Raw genomic sequence first — 18692 nt, 5'->3', positions numbered from 1 at the left:
TGATTAAATAGTTGATTTTGCCATTGAAATTGAAATTGATTTTTTACTGAAAATCTTCCACTTCAATTACTTCTCCGGCCTGCAAATCATTGAGATGGACATTCCCTATCCGGACGCGAACCAATCTCAAAGTAGGAAAACCTACAGCAGCCGACATTTTTCGTACTTGTCGAAACTTGCCTTCATTGACCGTAATCGAAGCCCAGGAAGTTGGACCATGACGTTCATCCCTGATTTTTTTTCCTCTGGCTCCAAAGGCAGGAATTTCATGTATTAAAGATGCTTTGCAGGGTTTGGTAATATACTTGGTTCCATTAAAACCAATTTCCACGCCTTTTTGCATTTCGTCAATAGCTTGTTGATTGATAATCCCATCGACTTGCACATAATATTCTTTGTCAACTTTTTTGCTTCTAATGATTTCACTCATCATACCATCCGTCGTCAACAACAACAATCCCTCTGAATCTTCGTCGAGACGACCTATTGCCATCGTTCCTTTTGGAAAATCATACAATTCACCCAACAGTTTTTTTTTGCGTTTCAGCTCATAAATAAACTGACTTAAATAACCGTAAGGCTTATGAATAATGAAATGATGCTGTTTCATATTGTCATTCTAAAAATAATAATTGGTTACAAATTTACCATTTCCTTTTTGTATTCGTATAAAAAATTACCCCACTACAATACAGAACTTCAACTAAACAAAAAAATTATTCCTTACGTAGCATCTGATTTACTTCTTTAAAATCACCATCCACTTTTTCGATCTGCAGACCTAAAATATGAGCAATCAAAGGATATACACTCACGTTTTGGAAGGTACCGATCTTTTTTCCAATTCTAAAGTTAGGTCCTTTTGCAAAAAAAATAGCGTGCATATCTTTGTTGTTATTATCATATCCATGGGTTCCTCCTTTTATTATTTGGCTCATATTGGTGACCAAACTATAGTTCTTTTTAGCTTCCACAACGAAATCTAAAACCCTTGGATTACTTCCATAATGCAACCTTCTAGGTAAATCCTTAGCTGCCCAAAATTTGATATGAGGTACTTTTGTCAATGCTTGAGCAATAGAATCTTTATATCCCGCTTTGGCTTCAAGACTCATAATTGGATTAATCACCTGCTGATAGCCAACCCAATTAGGTTTTAAATAATTTAAAATAGCCACTTTTTTAGTATCATTTATGTCAGCCATCCCATGATCTGAAACGACGATTAAATTAATTTTATTACCAATAGGCAATGCATCCAACTTATTAGTCAAAACCCCAATAACAGAATCCATCTTGGTTACCATCTTTTTATTTTCTAAAGACAAGGGACCAAAATTATGTCCGGTATGATCTGGCTCATCAAAATAAAGCATAATCAAGTGAGGTCTCTCCTTCTCTGGAAGATTTAGCCAGTCTATCACCGTGTCAATTCGCACAGCATAAGGAACTTTGTCGTCATATTTTTTATAGATACTGGGGCTTTTCTTCCCTGTATCAGAACCTGGCCAGTAAAAAGAAGCCGTTTTTACTCCTTGCTGTTCAGCAACATTCCAGATGGGATTGCCGCCGTAAAACTGAGGATCGGTTTTGGCATCACTGGACAAAGAAAATATTTTTTCCAGCTGTGGATCATAAAAACTATTATTTATTATACCATGATGATCCGGATATAAACCCGTCACTATAGCGTAATGATTGGGAAAAGTTTTAGTGGGGTACGAAGGCTTCATCGATTTGGCTTGTACACCAGCCTGAGCAATATTCGTTAAATTGGGCAGATTAAAATGTTTAACGAAATCCCATCTAAAACCATCTAGGGAAACCATAACCACGTATGGTTTTGTAGAACTTTGTCCTGTAGCCATTCCAAAATAACCCAACATAAAACATAAACAAATGTTTTTGATAAATGATTTATTAGCCTTAATGTGTAGTTTCTTTTTCATTTCATAAATTTAAATCGCAACAAATATATCGTTAACTTTCAACTTTGGGGTTAATATACTGTCAATGATTTAGACCCTAATCTTATCTTTAGTCTTTATATAGTCCAAATTCATTCTTAAAGAATCTAAGATTATAATTTTAAGCGACTCAAAAAAAATCTTCTCCCGAAAAAAAAGCTCTGAATTGTTCCTTGTATTGTTTCTTTATTTTGATTTGATATAAAGTACAGCAACATGACATTGATGTACACAAACCAAAAGCTATGTTAAATGATTGCATTAGCCCATTTAAAAGGCGTAATATTATAAACAATTACTAAGGTAATAACTAAAATTAAATATCATGGAAAGCAAAGATTTAGGTTCAAAAAAGACCAATAATAAGCAAAATATAAATGAAGGATTTAGCAGCGAAAACTTGCCTGAAGACTATAATCCATCCACATCAAATCTTAAAGAAGAAGTAGAAATAGATGCCAATGGCAACGAAAAAATTGTTCAAAGAGCGCGTAATGTTGATGGGACTATTGCTTCTATCCCTGAACCCGAAGAACGAACATGGAATGAAAACGAAAGTTTGAGTCGGGGTGTTTCCACAGAAAAAGAAGTAATGCGAACTGTTGAAAATGAAGACCACAACTCCGATATTACAGCAAATAGATATCCCAACGAACATCCTGACAATAAAGAGGATAGAGGAAATATAAAGCTGGATGAATAACCGTTTATTTTGTTTTTTGAAAAGCCAATAGGAATCTAATTTCTTATTGGCTTTTTTTTGTAAAGTTGATAATTAAGACTGATTTTGGCAAATAAAAAAATATTTAAAACATATCTTTTAAATCCTAAAATTGATATTATTCCTTACTTTTACTTTTTTAACAAAAATATTTTTATGTCTAATATGCTTCCTTTTTTATTGATTTTTATCGTTGCTCTTGCCATTGGCGTTTTCATAGGGAAACTCATTTTCTCTGCCCGATTCCAGTCGGAAAAAATTAGTCTGGAAGAGAAATTAATCGCTTTAAATTCTCAATTCGCTAACTTGAAAGAACAAATTACTGCTGATAAAATAAGTTTTGAAAAGCAATTAGAAACAGCCAATTCTGATAAAGAATTTATTCGTAACGAGAAAGACAGTCTGGCGATTCAGCTTTCGAAAAAAGAAGTTGATTTTGAGAATCTTTGGGAACGCAACAAAGAGCAAAAAGAAGAAGTAGAAAAACTACAGGAAAAGTTTACTAAGGAATTTGAGAATTTAGCCAATAAAATATTAGAGGAAAAATCAAATAAATTTACCGAACAGAACAAAGAAAATATGAAAAATATCTTGACTCCCTTGCAAGATAAAATTCATTTATTCGAAAAGAAAGTCGAAGACACGCACAAAGAAAGTATTGATTATCATGCGGCTTTACGCCAACAAATCCTTGGTTTGAGAGAAATGAATATCCAAATGAGCAAGGAAACCATCAACCTGACCAAAGCTTTGAAAGGCGACAGCAAAATGCAGGGGAATTGGGGCGAATTAGTTTTGGAACGTGTTTTAGAAAAATCAGGTTTGGAGAAAGGACGCGAATACGAAGTGCAAGTCAGTCATACTGCGGAAGATGGAAACCGTGTTTTCCCCGATGTCGTAATTAATTTGCCTGACGGTAAAAAAATGATTGTCGATTCGAAAGTATCGCTTACCGCTTATGAAAAATACATCAACGAAGAAGATGACAATTTAAAAATTAGTTTCTTAAAAGAACACGTAAACTCCATCAAACGCCACGTGGACCAATTAGGTAACAAAAACTATCACGATTTATATCAAATAGAAAGTCCTGATTTCGTGCTGCTGTTTATCCCAATCGAACCGGCATTTGCGATGGCGCTAAACGAAGACACTAGTTTATACAACAAAGCATTCGAGAAAAATATCGTAATTGTCACACCTGCTACTTTGCTGGCCACTTTACGCACAATTGACAGTATGTGGACCAACCAAAAACAACAGGAAAACGCATTGGAAATTGCAAGACAAGCAGGAGCTTTGTATGATAAATTCGAAGGTTTTGTGGCTGATTTAATCAAAATTGGTAAAAAAATTGACGAAAGTAAAATAGAATACAGTGGCGCCATGAATAAATTAGTGGAAGGAAAAGGTAACCTGATTGTAAGCGTGGAGAAATTGAAAAAAATGGGAGCCAAAGCCAAAAAAGCACTTCCCGAGAGCATATTAATTAGAGCTGAAAAAGACGAAAACCAATTATTAAATTAAACAAAAATGAGAAAAATACTTACCATTATTTTAGCGGTTGCTGCTGTAGGCCTTATCAGTTATTTTGCTTTTATCTATTATGTTCCCTTTAGCGAAGGAATCCGTTCCGGGCAACTTACAAAATTAAGCCATAAAGGTGTAGTTTTAAAAACATGGGAAGGAGAATTGAGCCAAGGAATTTCTGGTACCCAAATATTTTCATTTTCGGTTTTAGACAGTGAAAAAAAAGTAATTGAAGACCTAAAAGTATTACAGGGTAATTATGTTAAAGTGACTTATGTGGAACGGTATAAAACGTTTTCATGGTGGGGAGATACGCGCTATTTTATCACCTCAGTAGAAAAGGAAGTTTCACCTTTCAATCAAAAATAAACACCGATGAATACTACTTTTAAAACGGTGGCCTCCTCTAATATTAGCATTTCAGAATTGATGTTGCCATCTCATACTAATTTTAGTGGCAAGATTCATGGTGGTTATATCTTATCATTATTAGATCAAATTGCTTTTGCCTGCGCCTCAAAGTTTTCAGGAAATTATTGCGTAACGGCATCGGTAGATACGGTAAATTTTCTAAAACCGATTGAAGTGGGGGAACTGGTAACTATGAAAGCCAGTGTGAATTATGTGGGTAACAGTTCTATGATTATTGGCATTCGAGTAGAAGCCGAAAATATTCAAACCGGAAAAATAAAACATTGTAATTCCTCGTACTTTACAATGGTATCCAAAGATAAAGAAGGCAAAAGTATGCCTGTCCCAGGTTTAATTATTTCTAATCTAAACGAAGTAAGGCGATTTCATAATTGCTTAAAATTGATAGCATTAAAAAAAGAAAGCGATTATCATGAAGAAGTATTTGATTACAGCTCTAAAGAAAGCTTGGAAAGTTTAGAAAAATACAATGTTTTGCTAGAATTAAAAAAGGCATAATAATTTTTTTTGATCTAAATAGTAAAATTAAAAAGAAAGGAATAAACCAATATACTTTTTTCAAAAATGGGAATAAAATATAGATTTAAATCAAATAATTTCTTCCAATTTAATGAACTTTTTCGCCGTTTTTTTCGTAACTTTAAGATAACTATAACTCATCTAAATCATGAAAAAATCTACCCTCCTTTTCTTGATTTTTGTATCTATTACAACCTTGGCCCAAGAAAAATTAATTTCGGACAAGGGCACTATTAATTTTGAAGCTTCGATACCATTATTTGAAGAAGTAAAAGCCATAAATGATAATACATCTTGCGTTTTGATTACGAAAACGGGCGAGATAACTTGTTTGGCCTACATCAAAAAATTTCAATTTGAAAGAAGTTTGATGCAGGAACACTTCAATAATAATTATATGGAAAGTGCCCGTTATCCAAAAGCTATTTTCAAAGGCCTAATTCAAAGATTTGACTTGAAGAATATCGACTCAAATTCGAAAGAGTACGAGATAAAAGGTAAAATTACTATTCATGGAAAATCAAAAGCAATTGTAGTTTCGGCAACCATTAAAAAAGTAGCCGAAGGAATTGAACTTATTTCTAATTTCCCATTAAATACCGATGATTTCAAAATTGAAATTCCTTATATAGTGCGAAGCAAAATAGCTAAAAATGTTAATACACAAATCCGTTGTGTTTTACAATAATCCTATTTTGCTAAACAATCCTTAATTGCTTCTTCCAGATTTTTAAATTTAAAATGAAAACCGGTTTTTTCAATTTTATCAGATGAAACTCTTCGTCCTGTTAAAACAATTTTTGACATTTCACCCATTGCTGTTTTTAATATAAAAGCAGGTACATTAGGTAACCAAATCTTGTAACCAAAAACTTTCGCTACCGTTTTAGAGAAAATACTATTATTTGTATTGTCATTAATCGCTGCATTAAAAGGACCATTCATAGTTGGATCAATAATAGCTTGAAAATAAATATTGCATAAATCATCAACATGTATCCATGGCATATATTGCTTTCCTGAACCTAATGCTGCGCCAAGTCGCCACTTAAAAATAGGAATTAGTTTTTTTAAAAAACCATCATCTCTGCCCAACACTAAACCGGTACGAATTTTCACAGTTCGAATGTTTAAGTATTCAATAAAATCAAGCCCTTCCTCCCATTTTTGACAGGTGGAACCCAGAAAATCATTGGCCAAAGGTGAGTCCTCAGTACAAATTTCTTCCCCATTTACAGCTCCATAAATTCCTATTGCCGAAGCGGAAATAAAAGCATCCAGTTTTTTATTATGTTTTTTAAGAACCGAATAAATTAGTTGAGTCGATTGTTGCCGACTATTTATTATAGCCTCTTTTCGTTTTTGAGACCATCTTTTCTCTGCGATATTCTCCCCTGCCAGATGTATCACATAATCTGCGTTAAGAACAGCGTCTTCGTCAATGAATTGAGTTGAGACATCCCATTTGAAATAAGAAATTTCCGAAGTATTTTGTCTTTTACTTCTGCTTAAAATTGAAACACTATATCCTCTTTCAATTAGTAATTGTGTCAAATTTTTCCCTATAAATCCAGAACCACCGCTTATTAATACATTTTTTTTCATCATACGGTAAAGCTACTCATTTATATTGATGTAAAAAATATATTAAATTTTGTTTAACATTAACACAATATGATTAAACATTTTGTACTTTTATACTCTAATTAGAAATTTAATAAAAATGGCTACTAAAAAATCAACAATAACAAAGGACAAAATAGTTTCATTGTACATGAATTATGTGCTTGATAATAGTGAAAAACCTAAATCAGTCTATCATTTTGCCAAAACAAATGGTTTTACTGAAACAGAGTTTTATTCATTTTTTGGAACTATTGAAAGTATAGAAAAAGAAATATTCAAAATGTTTTTGGACAAAACAGTAGAATTACTGAACAAAAATAGTGATTACGAGACGTATGATATGAAAAGTAAAATGCTTAGTTTTTACTTTACTTTTTTCGAATTACTAACTGCTAACAGAAGTTATGTAGTAATGATTTTGAAAGACCAAACTAATCAATTGAAAAAACTGATGCAGCTCTCCGGTCTTAGAACTGGCTTCAAAAAATATGTTTCGGAAATTATAACGGATGAAGACCGAACACAAATTGAACGTTTTCAAAATTTTCAGGAAAAAGCGATACAGGAGTCTTTGTGGATTCAACTTTTACTGACGATGAAATTTTGGATAGATGATTCATCTCCGGCTTTTGAAAAAACAGATATTTACATTGAAAAATCTGTTAAAGCATCCTTTGAATTGATGAATATTGCACCTATTGATAGCTTAATTGACTTTGGAAAATTTATTTTCAAAGAAAAAATATACAACAAATAAATGAAAACGATAGATTATATCCCAACGACAAAAATTGAAAGGGCCACTAAACTTATGCAAACTGGTGCAAAAGTAGGCGTAAACTATTTGAAATATTATGGTGAAAAAATGGTGAATTCTGATTTGACTCGCGACAAGTTAAATGAAGATAACGCCGAAGATATTTATGACGGTTTAAAAAGCCTGAAAGGAAGTGCCTTGAAAGTTGCCCAAATGCTAAGCATGGACAAAAGTTTTTTACCACAGGCTTATGTAGAGAAATTTTCATTGTCACAATTTTCAGTTCCGCCACTTTCAGCTCCTTTAGTTTTAAAAACATTCAAAACTAATTTCGGTAAAACACCTTATGAAATCTTTGATGAATTCAATTCTAATTCTGTCAATGCGGCTAGTATTGGACAAGTTCACTTAGCCGTAAAGAACGGAAAAAAATTAGCTGTAAAGATTCAGTATCCAGGTGTTGCCAATAGCATTTCTTCTGATTTAGCCTTGGTAAAACCAATAGCCATTAGGATGTTTAATCTTCAGGGTAAAGACTCGGATAAATATTTTAAAGAAGTAGAAGATAAATTAATTGAGGAAACTAATTATTTATTGGAACTAGAACAAAGTCAAGAAGTCGTTAAAGCCTGCAAGAAAATTAAAAATTTAGTGTTTCCAGAGTATTATCCGGAGTATTCTTCGGATAAGATTATCACCATGGATTGGATGGCAGGCAGACATTTATCTGAATTCACCAAAATAAACACAGATCAAGCAACTGGCGAAAAAATTGGTCAGGCATTATGGGATTTTTATATGTATCAGATTCATGTTTTGAAAAAAGTTCATGCTGATCCACATCCGGGCAATTTTTTGATCAATGAAAAAAATCAGTTAGTCGCGTTAGATTTTGGATGCATGAAAAAAATTCCAAATGATTTTTACATTCCCTATTTTGAATTAATCAGTAAAAAAGTGATAGATAACAAAAAGTTATTCAATCAAAAACTATTCGAATTAGAAATCCTCAGAACTGATGATTCAAAAGAAGAAATAATCTACTTCACTGAGATGTTTTATGATTTGTTATCGCTATTCACCAAACCTTTTCAAGAAGAAACTTTTGATTTTTCAGACGAAGCCTTTTTTGAAAACATAGCCAAATTAGGAGAACGATTTGCAAAAGATACCAATTTGCGAAAAATGAATGGCAATCGTGGATCGAAACATTTCATTTATATGAATAGAACTTTCTTTGGCTTGTATAATTTGATGTTTGACTTGAAAGCCACAATTGTGGTGAATCAATATAAAAAGTACGAATAGCAAAACAATATAAAAAAGGGAATTTGCCTGAAAAAGAATGTATAGTTTGCAACCGCTATATTACTAAGCGGGAAAAGGGAGAGCGATTGTTACGAAAATAAATAGTGTAGCAAAAAATGCCGAAGAAAAATAAGGTGGAAATCAACAATGAGTACAAATAGAAAACATATCAATATAGTTTGGTTTAAAAGAGACCTCCGTTTGCAAGACAACGAAGCATTGCACAATGCCATACAAACTGGTCAACCTACATTATTGATATATGTATTTGAAAAATCTTTGAAAAAAGATACCCATTATAGTGAAAGACATTGGAATTTTATTAAGCAGTCGATTGTTGCACTCAATACCCAGTTGGAAAATTCGAATACTAAAATCCTAAGCATCTCATCAGAAGTAGTTGAAACATTTAATATTATTCAAGAAATTTACAAAATCGAAACTGTTTTTTCACATCAGGAAACCGGTTTAAAAATCACGTACGAAAGAGATAAAAGTTTTAAACGTTTTTGCAAAAACAATCAAATCAACTGGATTGAAAATACTAACAACGGTATTTTTAGAAAGTTAAAAGACCGAAGCAACTGGATTTCAAAATGGGAAAATTACATGAATGAACCTCAATTTATTTTTGATTCGGGTGAGAAGAATTTCTTAGACCTTGAAGCCATAAATACATTGGAAAATATATTGAAAAAGCAGAATCTTGATACCATTCCTGATACCATTTTTCAAAAAGGAGGTTCAACTATGGCCCATAAATATTTACAGTCATTCTTTGATGATCGATATTTCAATTACAGCCAAAATATTTCAAAGCCTTTATTAGCGCGAAAAAGTTGCAGTAGATTATCTCCTTACATTGCTTGGGGGAATATTTCAAGCAGACAAGTATTGCAAAAAGCGGCTACATTCCGATTGACTTGTTCTAATAAAAAACAAATCGATTCCTTTATTTCGAGACTTACCTGGCAAGCTCATTTCATTCAAAAATTTGAAATGGAAGAAACCATGGAATTTGGCAGTGTGAATAAAGGGTTTCATTCTTTGAAAAAGAAAATAAACGAAAACTATATCATTGCATGGAAAACAGGACAAACGGGATTTCCGTTAATTGATGCATCTATGCGCTGTTTGAATGAAACGGGATATTTGAACTTTAGAATGAGAGCCATGCTGGTTTCTTTCTTTACTCATAATTTGTGGCAACCTTGGCAAGAGGCCTCCCAGCATTTATCAAAAATGTTTTTAGATTTCGAGCCTGGAATTCATTTTCCTCAATTGCAAATGCAAGCAGGTGAAACTGGAGTCAATATGTTACGAATTTACAACCCAATTAAAAACAGTTTGGAGCACGATCCAGAATGCGAGTTTATAAAAAAATGGGTTCCCGAATTAAAAAATTTACCAATACAATTCATTCACGACCCATCAAAAATGACTTTTTTAGATCAAAAATTCCACAATTTTGATATTGGAATTGATTATCCAAAACAAATTGTAAATATAGAACGAACGCGCAAATTTGCTAGTGATTATTTATGGGGAATTAAAAAAAATCCCTTAGCAAAAGAAGAAAGTTTTAGAATTTTAAGTTTACATACCATGGCGGATATTGGCGATAGCGATTAATATAAAATGATAAAAAAAGTTAGTTAACTCCTTTAGATATAGTGCGAATAATAGAAATGGTTTCGGGGAGCGCGTACAAGAAAGAAAAACGAAACATCAAAAATAAAGAACTTCTAGCTAAGGAAGATTTAAATGTTCGAAGCAAAGACAGAGTAACAATAATAAAATTTCTACGATAAAATAGACTAAACAAATAAACATGAAAAACATTGTAATCATTGGCGGAAGCAAAGGAATTGGAAATGCCATTTTGCTGCAGCAATTAGAAACTAATTTGGTTCATAATATAAGTAGAAATTCGCCTGAGGTTTCACATCCTAATTTGATTCATCATTCATTAAATGTTTTACAGGATGAGCTTCCTGAAATTGAAAACATTGATACTTTAATTTATTGTCCTGGCTCCATTAATTTGAAACCGATAGCAAGTTTGAGTATCGATGATTTTAGAAATGATTTTGAAATCAATGTTATTGGAGCCGTAAAAACCATCCAGAAATATTTACCAGTTTTAAAAAAAGGGACTAATCCATCTATTATTTTATTCAGCACCGTTGCAGCAAAACTAGGAATGCCATTTCATGCTAGTATTGCTACTGCAAAAGCTGGAGTTGAAGGATTAGTAAAATCGTTGGGAGCAGAATTGGCGTCGGTAGTACGCATCAATGCCATTGCTCCCACGATTACCGAAACGTCACTTTCGGCAAATATTTTAAGGAATGACCGAATGAAAGAAAACATGGTCGAACGTCACCCTATGAAAGGATATTTAAAACCCGAAGAAGTGGCTGAAATGGCAAATTTCCTGATTTCGGAAAAAGCTAAATCAATTTCAGGACAGGTCTTTGAAATGGATTATGGAATTGTAACCTTCAAAATTTAGAAAAAAAACTGATTATTTAAAATTAATAAAAACACAAAATGATATTATCCAAAACAAAAAGCTACGAGAAAATCGAACAATATGATACTGAAGTAACAGCCATATTGGCTGATAATTACAAAACTATCATTGAAAATTTAGGAGAAGATGTCAACCGCGAAGGACTCGAAAAAACACCCGAAAGAGTGGCTAAAGCCATGCAGTATTTGACTCACGGTTATGAACTGGACCCATTGCAAATTTTGAAATCTGCTCTATTTACTGAGGATCATAAACAAATGATTATAGTAAAAGATATAGAAGTATATTCAATGTGTGAACACCATATGTTACCGTTTTTTGGAAAAGCACATGTTGCCTATATTCCAAATGGAAAAATTGTGGGATTAAGCAAAATACCAAGAATTGTGGATGCATTTGCCAGAAGAATGCAAGTACAAGAACGTTTGACAGACCAAATAAAAGATTGTATTCAAGAAGCCTTAAATCCACTTGGAGTCGCAGTTGTGATTGAAGCACAACACATGTGTATGCAAATGCGTGGGATTCAGAAACAAAACTCGGTTACTACCACTTCGTCTTTTACAGGAGCATTCGAAAAAGACAAAACAAGAAAAGAGTTTATTAGCCTTGTTTCCAATAAATTAAGCTAACTTTAATAATTCTAATAACAACATACAATCTACCTATGAAAATTCTCTTAACTGGTGCGACAGGATACATTGGAAAACGACTCTTACCCATTTTAATTGGGCAGGGACATCATGTAATTTGTTGCGTGAGAGATAAAAATAGGTTTTATGTTCCAAAAGAATTTGAAAAGAATGTTGAAGTTATTGAAATTGATTTTCTAAAAAAAGAAACTTTATCAATAATCCCAATCGAAATAGATGCAGCCTATTATCTGATGCACTCTATGTCAAGTTCCTCAAATAATTTTGACGAATTAGAAGGTATTTCAGCTAGAAATTTTGTTGAAAGAATCAATCAGACTAATGCAAAACAAGTACTTTATCTTAGCGGTATCGTCAATGATGATTCTTTGTCCAAACATTTGGCTTCCAGAAAAAATGTCGAAAAAATTTTAAACACCGGTACAGTTCCAACAACCACACTTAGAGCCGGAATTATTGTAGGCTCCGGAAGTGCTTCGTTTGAAATAATTAGGGATTTGGTGAATAAACTTCCTATAATGATTGCGCCCAAATGGCTCAATACCAGATGTCAGCCCATTGCAATTCCTGATGTGCTTGAATTTTTGTCTAAATCGTTGCTGAATCCTGTCACTTACAATCAAAGTTTTGACATTGGTGGACCTGATATTCTCACCTATAGAGAAATGTTGTTGGGTTTTGCCAAAGCAAAAAAATTAAAAAGATGGATTTGGACCGTTCCTGTAATGACTCCTAAATTATCTTCCTATTGGTTGTATTTCATCACCTCCACTTCTTTTAAACTCGCCTCCGCTTTAGTAAGCAGCATGAAAGTCGAGGTTATTTGCAAAGATACTCGAATAAATGACTTATTACATGTAAAACCCATGACGTACGAACAAGCGTTGTCAAGAGCTATAATAAAAGTAGATGAAGATAAAGTAGCTTCAAGCTGGAAAGACTCTCTCGTCAGCGGCAGGTTTAGCAGTAATATTTCCGAATATTTAAAAGTGCCAAAAAAAGACTGTTTTATTGATAGACGTAAAAAAGAAATTGAAAATCGAGAATACACGATTGATAAAATCTGGTCTATTGGTGGAGAATCCGGTTGGTATTATGGAGATTGGCTTTGGGGAATTCGGGGGTTTATTGACAAACTCTTTGGCGGTGTGGGTTCTCGAAGAGGAAGAACAAACCGACATGATATTCATAGCGGTGATGTTTTGGATTTTTGGCGCGTTTTATATGCAAACAAAGAAGAGGGAAAGTTAGTCTTATATGCCGAGATGAAACTCCCCGGACAAGCCTGGCTCGAATTCAAAATTATAAATAATACATTGTATCAAGCCGCCACTTTTAAACCTAAAGGAATTTGGGGAAATTTATATTGGTACTCCGTTTTGCCTTTCCACGGATTTATTTTTAATGGAATGCTGAATAAATTGATAAAGTGATGCTCTCGGTACGCAAATGTCTAAACCATATACGTGTAAGTTCATTTGAGTTAGATTCTTATTCGTATAATTTGTCATTCCGAGGAACGAGGAAACTCACTCGTAACTAATCAAACTTAAGAAAACCCATCCCCGTTGTAGCAATAAAAAAAATTGGTGAAATATTTTGAACCATATAAGAAATGAAAGTTCATTTAAGTTGCGCTTTTTTAGGACTAGACGAATTTGTGATTTTAAGGAATGAGTAATCTCACTTGTAGTTTATTATGCTTAATGAGATTCCTCGTTCCTCGGAATGACAAAACTGAAGCAAAATATTTTCAACCAAATATGAAAATGAAAGTTCATTCACGTTAAACTGGCTAGCATTATATTGTTTATAGTTGTTTTCGAATCAATTAACATTAATAGAGAATTGCAATCTAATTTCGAACTTAAATGAACTTATATCCCTTATATGGTTAATCTATTTTTTTAAATCACTTCAATATTCCAGATTTATAGGTAGCAATGGCTCTGTCTCTTGCGAACGCATGATCTACCATAGGTTCACCATAACCTAAATCAAATTCTTTTATCCACTTCCGAATGTAAATCCCTTTTTCGTCGAATTTTTTAAGTTGGATTTCAGGGTTAAAAACTCTAAAATAAGGCGCTGCGTCACAACCAGTTCCGGCTGCCCACTGCCAGTTTCCAACATTAGAAGACAATTCGTAATCCAATAATTTTTGGGCAAAATAAGCTTCTCCCCATTGCCATTGGACCAGTAAGTGCTTAATTAGAAAACTCGCCACAACCATACGCACTCTATTGTGCATATATCCGGTTTCATTTAATTCTCGCATACCGGCATCCACCATGGGATAACCTGTATTACCAGAACACCAGCGCTTGAAATCTTCTTCGTTGTTGCGCCATTGAATGCCATCATAAGCCGATTTGAAGTTGTGCGTAACCACTTTTGGAAAACTAAAAAGTATTTGCATAAAAAACTCTCTCCAAATCAATTCACTCAAGAAAACGTCATTTTTGTGCACTGCCCAATTAACTAATTTTCGAATGCTAACGGTACCAAAACGCAGATGTGGAGATAGATAAGTTGTTTTATCCAAAGCTGGAAAATCACGTATATCCTGATAATTACCAACGTATTTTAAATTATGAGGTCGCACTTTTATAGTACTTTCTTCAAACCCTATTTCTTCTAAACTAGGGAAAGCAAAATTACTTTTATAGAAATTAGAAAATTTATCTGAAGTTTCATATTCCTGAACCGGAGCAAGTGATTTGTATTTTTCCAGCCATTTATTTTTAAAAGGAGTGTAAACCGTATAAGGCAATCCATCCGCTTTTGTGATTTCTTTTTCTTCGAAAATCACTTGATCTTTGAACAAAAATGAAGCACTGTTATTTGAATTTAATACTTCGCAAATAGCTAAATCTCTTTTGATGGCGTAAGGTTCATAATCTTTATTGAAGAAAACTTCTTTTACATCAAACTCTTGGAGAAGCGATTGCCAAACATCCATTGTTTTTCCTTTTTTTACCAAAAGGGAACTTCCAATTTTTTGTAATTCAGCATTTATATTCGAAAGAGACTCATATATGAAATTCACTCTCGCGTCGTTTTTTGGTAAACTGTCTAAAATGGCCTCATCAAAAATGAATATAGGAACTACGGGATATTTAGAGGTCAAAGCATGGTATAAACCCACATTATCATCCAGTCGCAAATCTCGTCTGAACCAAAATAGCGCTACTTCTTGCTTAATCATTTTTTCGAATTAAACATTTCATCCACTTTAGTTACACGATAAGCAAAAATGGATTTTAATTTATTTTTAACTAGCAGTGTATTCATGATTCGACCCAAGAAGCCAAGTGGTAATCCGTAATGTACCACATCGGTCATTTTGGTTCCGTTTGGTGTTGCTTCAAAGAAATGTTTGTGGTGCCAAAAACTGTAGGGGCCAAATTTTTGCTCGTCAATAAAATAGCTATTTTCTTTAACGCAAGTAATTAGCGTCATCCACGATAATGTAATCCCAAAAAGTGGCGTTACTTTATATTGAATGATTTGACCTGGATACATGGACTTCTGGTCAAAATCAGTGATTTCAAAACCCATTCCTTCCGGTGTGATTTTCTGAAGATTTTTCGGATTGGAAAAGAAAGCCCAACATTCTTCTACAGTTGCATTTACGTGTTGGACAGTTTCTTGTTTGTATATTTTCATGGTTGGTATTTTAGAGATAAATAGTGTCGTATGGATGGGCTCGCGTGAGGGACAGCAGTGGAGCTCTTTTTTGTATCGCCTTTTTTGGCGGTACAAAAAAAGCGGGAACGGATTGCCCGACCCCGCTGTAACGCTAGTGAAAGCGGGGACACGCCCAAACGGAATTACTAGATTTTGTAGTATTTGAATGGTACAAATAGCATTCCGAAACACTCACCGTGTTCCTTGCCTAAATGTTTGTGATGCACTTTGTGCGCTTTACGTAAGCCAATTAAGTACTTGTTATTAGTGTTCTTGAACCACTTGAAACGCTGGTGAATCAATACATCATGAATAGTAAAATAGCAGAAACCATAAAACGTAATTCCTAAACCGATGAAAAATAAATAATTCACGCCACCTTCTACACCAAAGTAAAAAAGGACAATACTTGGCAAGGCAAAAATCACGAAGAAGATGTCATTTCGTTCAAATATATTGGCATACTTAGGCTGATGATGTTCCGCATGAAAATACCACATCAAACCATGCATTAAGTATTTATGGGTTAGCCAAGTAACACATTCCATTATCAGGAAAACTCCAAGAAAAATTAAAAAAGAAATCATTATTATTTTTATTTAAATGTAAAAAAATTTAAACCAATTTAAGTTTGTAGGACACGAATGACTTAGCTAGAAGTCCCGCTTTTGTATAATTAGAAACTCGAATTCTTTCGTTACCAATTTCATGACACGGCGTGTTTTCCAACTTTTTCAATAGCTTTTTATAATAAACAAATGCAGTATACACCCCGAATTTAGCTTCGATAGGCAGTTTCAGAATTCCTTGATAAGCCACATCAAAATCTTCCTGAATTTCCTTTATAATCATTTTTTTAGCCTTTTCATCAAATGAATTTAAATCCACTCCAGGAAAATAATTCCTGTTTAAAATCAAATTATCATCCTTCAAATCGCGCAAAAAATTAACTTTCTGAAAAGCGGAACCTAAACGCATTGCTTCCATTTTTAATTCTTCATATCGATGGTCTTTTCCGGCCACAAAAACTTTAAGACACATTAGTCCTACAACATCAGCCGAGCCATAAATATAATCTTCATATTCTGATTTACTGTTATAATCGGATTTGATTAAATCCAATTTCATACTTTTTAAGAAAGCTTGAATCATATCATCCGTAATATTATATTGCTTAACGGTATGCTGAAACGAGTTCAAAATAGGATTTAAACTTATCCCCAAATTAAAGGACTTATAATATTCTTTTTCGAAATCATTAATTAAGCTCTCTTTGTCGTAACCGTGAAATGAATCTACAATTTCGTCTGCAAAACGCACAAAACCATAGATACTGTAAATCGCATCTCGAATACTTGGCGAAAGCATATAAACTGCCAATGAAAATGAAGTACTATAGTTTTTAGTAACTAACTTACTGCATTTGAAAGATACATCATCAAATAATTTTTTCATATTTATTGATCTAAAAATTGCTTGTTTATCAAATCTGAAACTAATTTTCCTGAGATTAATGCTGGAGGCACTCCAGGACCAGGAACGGTCAATTGACCGGTGAAATATAAATTTTTAACCTTTTTACTTTTAAGCTTTGGTCTCAAGAAAGCAGTTTGTAGTAAAGTATTTGCCATTCCGTAGGCATTTCCTTTGTACGAATTGTATTCTGAAACAAAATCATTTTTACAAAAAGATTCTTTAAATATAATGTTATTTTTTATACTTTGTTGCGTTAGAGCCTCAAAACGATCAATTATTTTATCAAAATATTCCTCCCGTAATGCCTCAGTATCTTCGATTCCAGGAGCAAGCGGAATTAGAAAAAATCCAGATTCCATTCCTTCTGGCGCGGCTGTTTTATCAGTCAGCGAAGGGAAATTAGCATAAAACAGAGGCTCTTTTGGCCATTGTGGTTCATCATAAATATCCTTGGCATGCTGATAAAAATCAACATCAAAAAATAAGGCATGATGTGAAACGTTTTCAATTTTTTTATTAAAGCCAACATAAAATAGTAATGAGGAAGGCGCGAAAACCCTGCTTTCCCAATACTTTTCTGAATAGGCTCGGTGTTGCTCATCTAGTAATGTTTCGGTATGATGATAATCCGCTCCACTCAAAATCAGGTCAGAAGTAATCATTTTACCATCTACTACAATCGCCTTTGCCGTTTTATTTTGGACGATTATTTTTTCGATATTTGAATTTGTGTGAAAAGTCACCCCTAATTCTCTGGCTAAACTTTCCATGGCTCGAACTACGTCAAACATTCCTGTTTTTGGATGCCAAGTTCCCAAACCAAAATCGGCGTAATTCATAAAACTATAAAATGATGGTGTGTCTGATGGTTTGGCTCCCAGAAACAATACCGGAAACTCCAAAATTTGAATTAACCGTTCATTTTTAAATTTCTTTCGAACATCTCTACTGATGTTACTAAAAAACTGTCCTACTTTCATAGTAGTTTCTACCGTTACTAATTCTAAAGGCGAAACTCCCGGACGATAAACCAACTCTTTTATGGCAATGTCATAATTACTTTTGGCTTCAGAGATAAATTTATTCAAAATTTTCCCACTTCCTTTTTCAATTGACTCAAAAGTCGCCTCAATTTCTGCTAGATTATCTGCGATGGCAATAAATTCATTGATTCCAAAATAAACGCTATACGCCGGAGACAATTTTATCAGCTCATAATAATCTGTTGTTTTCTTTCCAAAATCAGCAAAAAAACGATCAAAGACATCTGGCATCCAATACCAACTTGGACCCATGTCAAAAGTGAAACCGTCTCTTTTTAACTGTCGAGCTCTACCACCAATGCTACCATTTTTCTCGTAAACCGTAACCTCATGTCCGCTTTGCGCTAAATAGCACGATGCTGCCATAGCTGAAAATCCGGAACCTATAATTGTAATTGTTTTTTTCATTTGTTTAGCAAATATACGAAAAGATT

19 protein-coding genes are annotated in these 18692 nt (G+C 33.5%); 11 read left to right on the top strand and 8 right to left on the bottom strand.

The genetic code is table 11. The features are described 5' to 3' along the window. Positions 1-43 precede the first annotated feature (43 nt). Positions 44-610, bottom strand: a complete 567-nt coding sequence (locus IWX84_RS08025; protein ID WP_196850217.1) for a pseudouridine synthase — start codon at positions 608-610, stop codon at positions 44-46. A gap of 106 nt (positions 611-716) precedes the next feature. Continuing rightward, the gene (locus tag IWX84_RS08020) at positions 717-1949 is read right to left on the bottom strand and encodes an ectonucleotide pyrophosphatase/phosphodiesterase (protein WP_231385445.1); all 1233 of its coding nucleotides are present in this window, start codon (positions 1947-1949) and stop codon (positions 717-719) included. Positions 1950-2292: 343 nt separating this feature from the next. Here IWX84_RS08020 and IWX84_RS08015 point away from each other — a divergent pair, with 343 nt between their 5' ends. The 5 genes from IWX84_RS08015 to IWX84_RS07995 all read left to right on the top strand — a co-directional run bounded on the left by IWX84_RS08015 (position 2293) and on the right by IWX84_RS07995 (position 5857). Next, positions 2293-2670, top strand: coding sequence for a hypothetical protein (locus IWX84_RS08015; RefSeq protein ID WP_196850216.1), 378 nt, complete (start codon positions 2293-2295; stop codon positions 2668-2670). A 174-nt stretch (positions 2671-2844) separates the two neighbouring features. Beyond that, entirely contained in the window at positions 2845-4215 is a 1371-nt protein-coding gene (gene rmuC, locus IWX84_RS08010) for a DNA recombination protein RmuC (protein WP_196850215.1), read from the top strand. A gap of 6 nt (positions 4216-4221) precedes the next feature. Beyond that, entirely contained in the window at positions 4222-4587 is a 366-nt protein-coding gene (locus tag IWX84_RS08005) for a 6-phosphogluconate dehydrogenase (protein ID WP_196850214.1), read from the top strand. A 6-nt stretch (positions 4588-4593) separates the two neighbouring features. Next, positions 4594-5148: an acyl-CoA thioesterase gene (locus IWX84_RS08000; RefSeq protein WP_196850213.1), complete on the top strand. Its 555-nt coding sequence runs from the start codon at positions 4594-4596 to the stop codon at positions 5146-5148. 169 nt (positions 5149-5317) lie between these two features. Beyond that, on the top strand, positions 5318-5857 hold the full coding sequence (locus IWX84_RS07995) for a YceI family protein (RefSeq protein ID WP_196850212.1): 540 nt from the start codon (positions 5318-5320) through the stop codon (positions 5855-5857). A 2-nt stretch (positions 5858-5859) separates the two neighbouring features. Here the strand turns inward: IWX84_RS07995 and IWX84_RS07990 are convergent, their stop codons facing one another. Next, entirely contained in the window at positions 5860-6777 is a 918-nt protein-coding gene (locus tag IWX84_RS07990) for a TIGR01777 family oxidoreductase (RefSeq protein ID WP_231385444.1), read from the bottom strand. A gap of 115 nt (positions 6778-6892) precedes the next feature. Between IWX84_RS07990 and IWX84_RS07985 the strand changes: the two genes are divergently transcribed. The 6 genes from IWX84_RS07985 to IWX84_RS07955 all read left to right on the top strand — a co-directional run bounded on the left by IWX84_RS07985 (position 6893) and on the right by IWX84_RS07955 (position 13482). Further along, positions 6893-7552 carry a TetR family transcriptional regulator C-terminal domain-containing protein gene (locus IWX84_RS07985; RefSeq protein ID WP_196850211.1) on the top strand — a complete coding sequence of 220 codons (660 nt, stop codon included), beginning with the start codon at positions 6893-6895 and terminating at the stop codon, positions 7550-7552. After that, entirely contained in the window at positions 7553-8860 is a 1308-nt protein-coding gene (locus IWX84_RS07980) for an ABC1 kinase family protein (protein ID WP_196850210.1), read from the top strand. Positions 8861-9007: 147 nt separating this feature from the next. Then, positions 9008-10492: a cryptochrome/deoxyribodipyrimidine photo-lyase family protein gene (locus IWX84_RS07970; protein WP_196850209.1), complete on the top strand. Its 1485-nt coding sequence runs from the start codon at positions 9008-9010 to the stop codon at positions 10490-10492. A 199-nt stretch (positions 10493-10691) separates the two neighbouring features. Beyond that, positions 10692-11375 carry an SDR family NAD(P)-dependent oxidoreductase gene (locus IWX84_RS07965; protein ID WP_196850208.1) on the top strand — a complete coding sequence of 228 codons (684 nt, stop codon included), beginning with the start codon at positions 10692-10694 and terminating at the stop codon, positions 11373-11375. A 38-nt stretch (positions 11376-11413) separates the two neighbouring features. After that, positions 11414-12028: a GTP cyclohydrolase I FolE gene (folE, locus tag IWX84_RS07960; RefSeq protein WP_196850207.1), complete on the top strand. Its 615-nt coding sequence runs from the start codon at positions 11414-11416 to the stop codon at positions 12026-12028. Positions 12029-12063: 35 nt separating this feature from the next. After that, positions 12064-13482 (top strand): SDR family oxidoreductase, encoded by a 1419-nt coding sequence (locus IWX84_RS07955; RefSeq protein ID WP_196850206.1) that lies wholly within the window; start codon positions 12064-12066, stop codon positions 13480-13482. A gap of 479 nt (positions 13483-13961) precedes the next feature. Here the strand turns inward: IWX84_RS07955 and IWX84_RS07950 are convergent, their stop codons facing one another. The 5 genes from IWX84_RS07950 to IWX84_RS07930 all read right to left on the bottom strand — a co-directional run bounded on the left by IWX84_RS07950 (position 13962) and on the right by IWX84_RS07930 (position 18666). Further along, on the bottom strand, positions 13962-15257 hold the full coding sequence (locus IWX84_RS07950) for a cryptochrome/photolyase family protein (RefSeq protein WP_196850205.1): 1296 nt from the start codon (positions 15255-15257) through the stop codon (positions 13962-13964). Continuing rightward, positions 15254-15718, bottom strand: a complete 465-nt coding sequence (locus tag IWX84_RS07945) for an SRPBCC family protein (protein WP_196850204.1) — start codon at positions 15716-15718, stop codon at positions 15254-15256. The genes IWX84_RS07950 and IWX84_RS07945 overlap by 4 nt, the downstream gene beginning before the upstream one ends. A 167-nt stretch (positions 15719-15885) precedes the next feature. Beyond that, positions 15886-16326: a sterol desaturase family protein gene (locus IWX84_RS07940; RefSeq protein ID WP_196850203.1), complete on the bottom strand. Its 441-nt coding sequence runs from the start codon at positions 16324-16326 to the stop codon at positions 15886-15888. A 28-nt stretch (positions 16327-16354) separates the two neighbouring features. After that, a complete protein-coding gene (locus IWX84_RS07935; protein ID WP_196850202.1) occupies positions 16355-17194 on the bottom strand; it encodes a phytoene/squalene synthase family protein in 840 nt (279 codons plus the stop codon). 2 nt (positions 17195-17196) lie between these two features. Next, complete coding sequence (locus IWX84_RS07930; RefSeq protein ID WP_196850201.1) at positions 17197-18666, bottom strand: phytoene desaturase family protein; 1470 nt, start codon at positions 18664-18666, stop codon at positions 17197-17199. Between the last annotated feature and the right edge of the window lie 26 nt (positions 18667-18692).

This window comes from Flavobacterium sp. CG_9.10, assembly GCF_015752245.1.
In the GTDB taxonomy this organism is placed as follows: Bacteria; Bacteroidota; Bacteroidia; order Flavobacteriales; family Flavobacteriaceae; genus Flavobacterium.
This window is presented reverse-complemented; position numbering and strand designations above follow the sequence as displayed.

Bases quoted from the DNA above. Each gene is read 5' to 3' on its own strand.
- IWX84_RS08025 (WP_196850217.1), bottom strand. From the start codon at position 610: ATGAAACAGCATCATTTCATTATTCATAAGCCTTACGGTTATTTAAGT.
- IWX84_RS08020 (WP_231385445.1), bottom strand. From the start codon at position 1,949: ATGAAAAAGAAACTACACATTAAGGCTAATAAATCATTTATCAAAAAC.
- IWX84_RS08015 (WP_196850216.1), top strand. From the start codon at position 2,293: ATGGAAAGCAAAGATTTAGGTTCAAAAAAGACCAATAATAAGCAAAAT.
- rmuC (WP_196850215.1), top strand. From the start codon at position 2,845: ATGTCTAATATGCTTCCTTTTTTATTGATTTTTATCGTTGCTCTTGCC.
- IWX84_RS08005 (WP_196850214.1), top strand. From the start codon at position 4,222: ATGAGAAAAATACTTACCATTATTTTAGCGGTTGCTGCTGTAGGCCTT.
- IWX84_RS08000 (WP_196850213.1), top strand. From the start codon at position 4,594: ATGAATACTACTTTTAAAACGGTGGCCTCCTCTAATATTAGCATTTCA.
- IWX84_RS07995 (WP_196850212.1), top strand. From the start codon at position 5,318: ATGAAAAAATCTACCCTCCTTTTCTTGATTTTTGTATCTATTACAACC.
- IWX84_RS07990 (WP_231385444.1), bottom strand. From the start codon at position 6,777: ATGATGAAAAAAAATGTATTAATAAGCGGTGGTTCTGGATTTATAGGG.
- IWX84_RS07985 (WP_196850211.1), top strand. From the start codon at position 6,893: ATGGCTACTAAAAAATCAACAATAACAAAGGACAAAATAGTTTCATTG.
- IWX84_RS07980 (WP_196850210.1), top strand. From the start codon at position 7,553: ATGAAAACGATAGATTATATCCCAACGACAAAAATTGAAAGGGCCACT.
- IWX84_RS07970 (WP_196850209.1), top strand. From the start codon at position 9,008: ATGAGTACAAATAGAAAACATATCAATATAGTTTGGTTTAAAAGAGAC.
- IWX84_RS07965 (WP_196850208.1), top strand. From the start codon at position 10,692: ATGAAAAACATTGTAATCATTGGCGGAAGCAAAGGAATTGGAAATGCC.
- folE (WP_196850207.1), top strand. From the start codon at position 11,414: ATGATATTATCCAAAACAAAAAGCTACGAGAAAATCGAACAATATGAT.
- IWX84_RS07955 (WP_196850206.1), top strand. From the start codon at position 12,064: ATGAAAATTCTCTTAACTGGTGCGACAGGATACATTGGAAAACGACTC.
- IWX84_RS07950 (WP_196850205.1), bottom strand. From the start codon at position 15,257: ATGATTAAGCAAGAAGTAGCGCTATTTTGGTTCAGACGAGATTTGCGA.
- IWX84_RS07945 (WP_196850204.1), bottom strand. From the start codon at position 15,718: ATGAAAATATACAAACAAGAAACTGTCCAACACGTAAATGCAACTGTA.
- IWX84_RS07940 (WP_196850203.1), bottom strand. From the start codon at position 16,326: ATGATTTCTTTTTTAATTTTTCTTGGAGTTTTCCTGATAATGGAATGT.
- IWX84_RS07935 (WP_196850202.1), bottom strand. From the start codon at position 17,194: ATGAAAAAATTATTTGATGATGTATCTTTCAAATGCAGTAAGTTAGTT.
- IWX84_RS07930 (WP_196850201.1), bottom strand. From the start codon at position 18,666: ATGAAAAAAACAATTACAATTATAGGTTCCGGATTTTCAGCTATGGCA.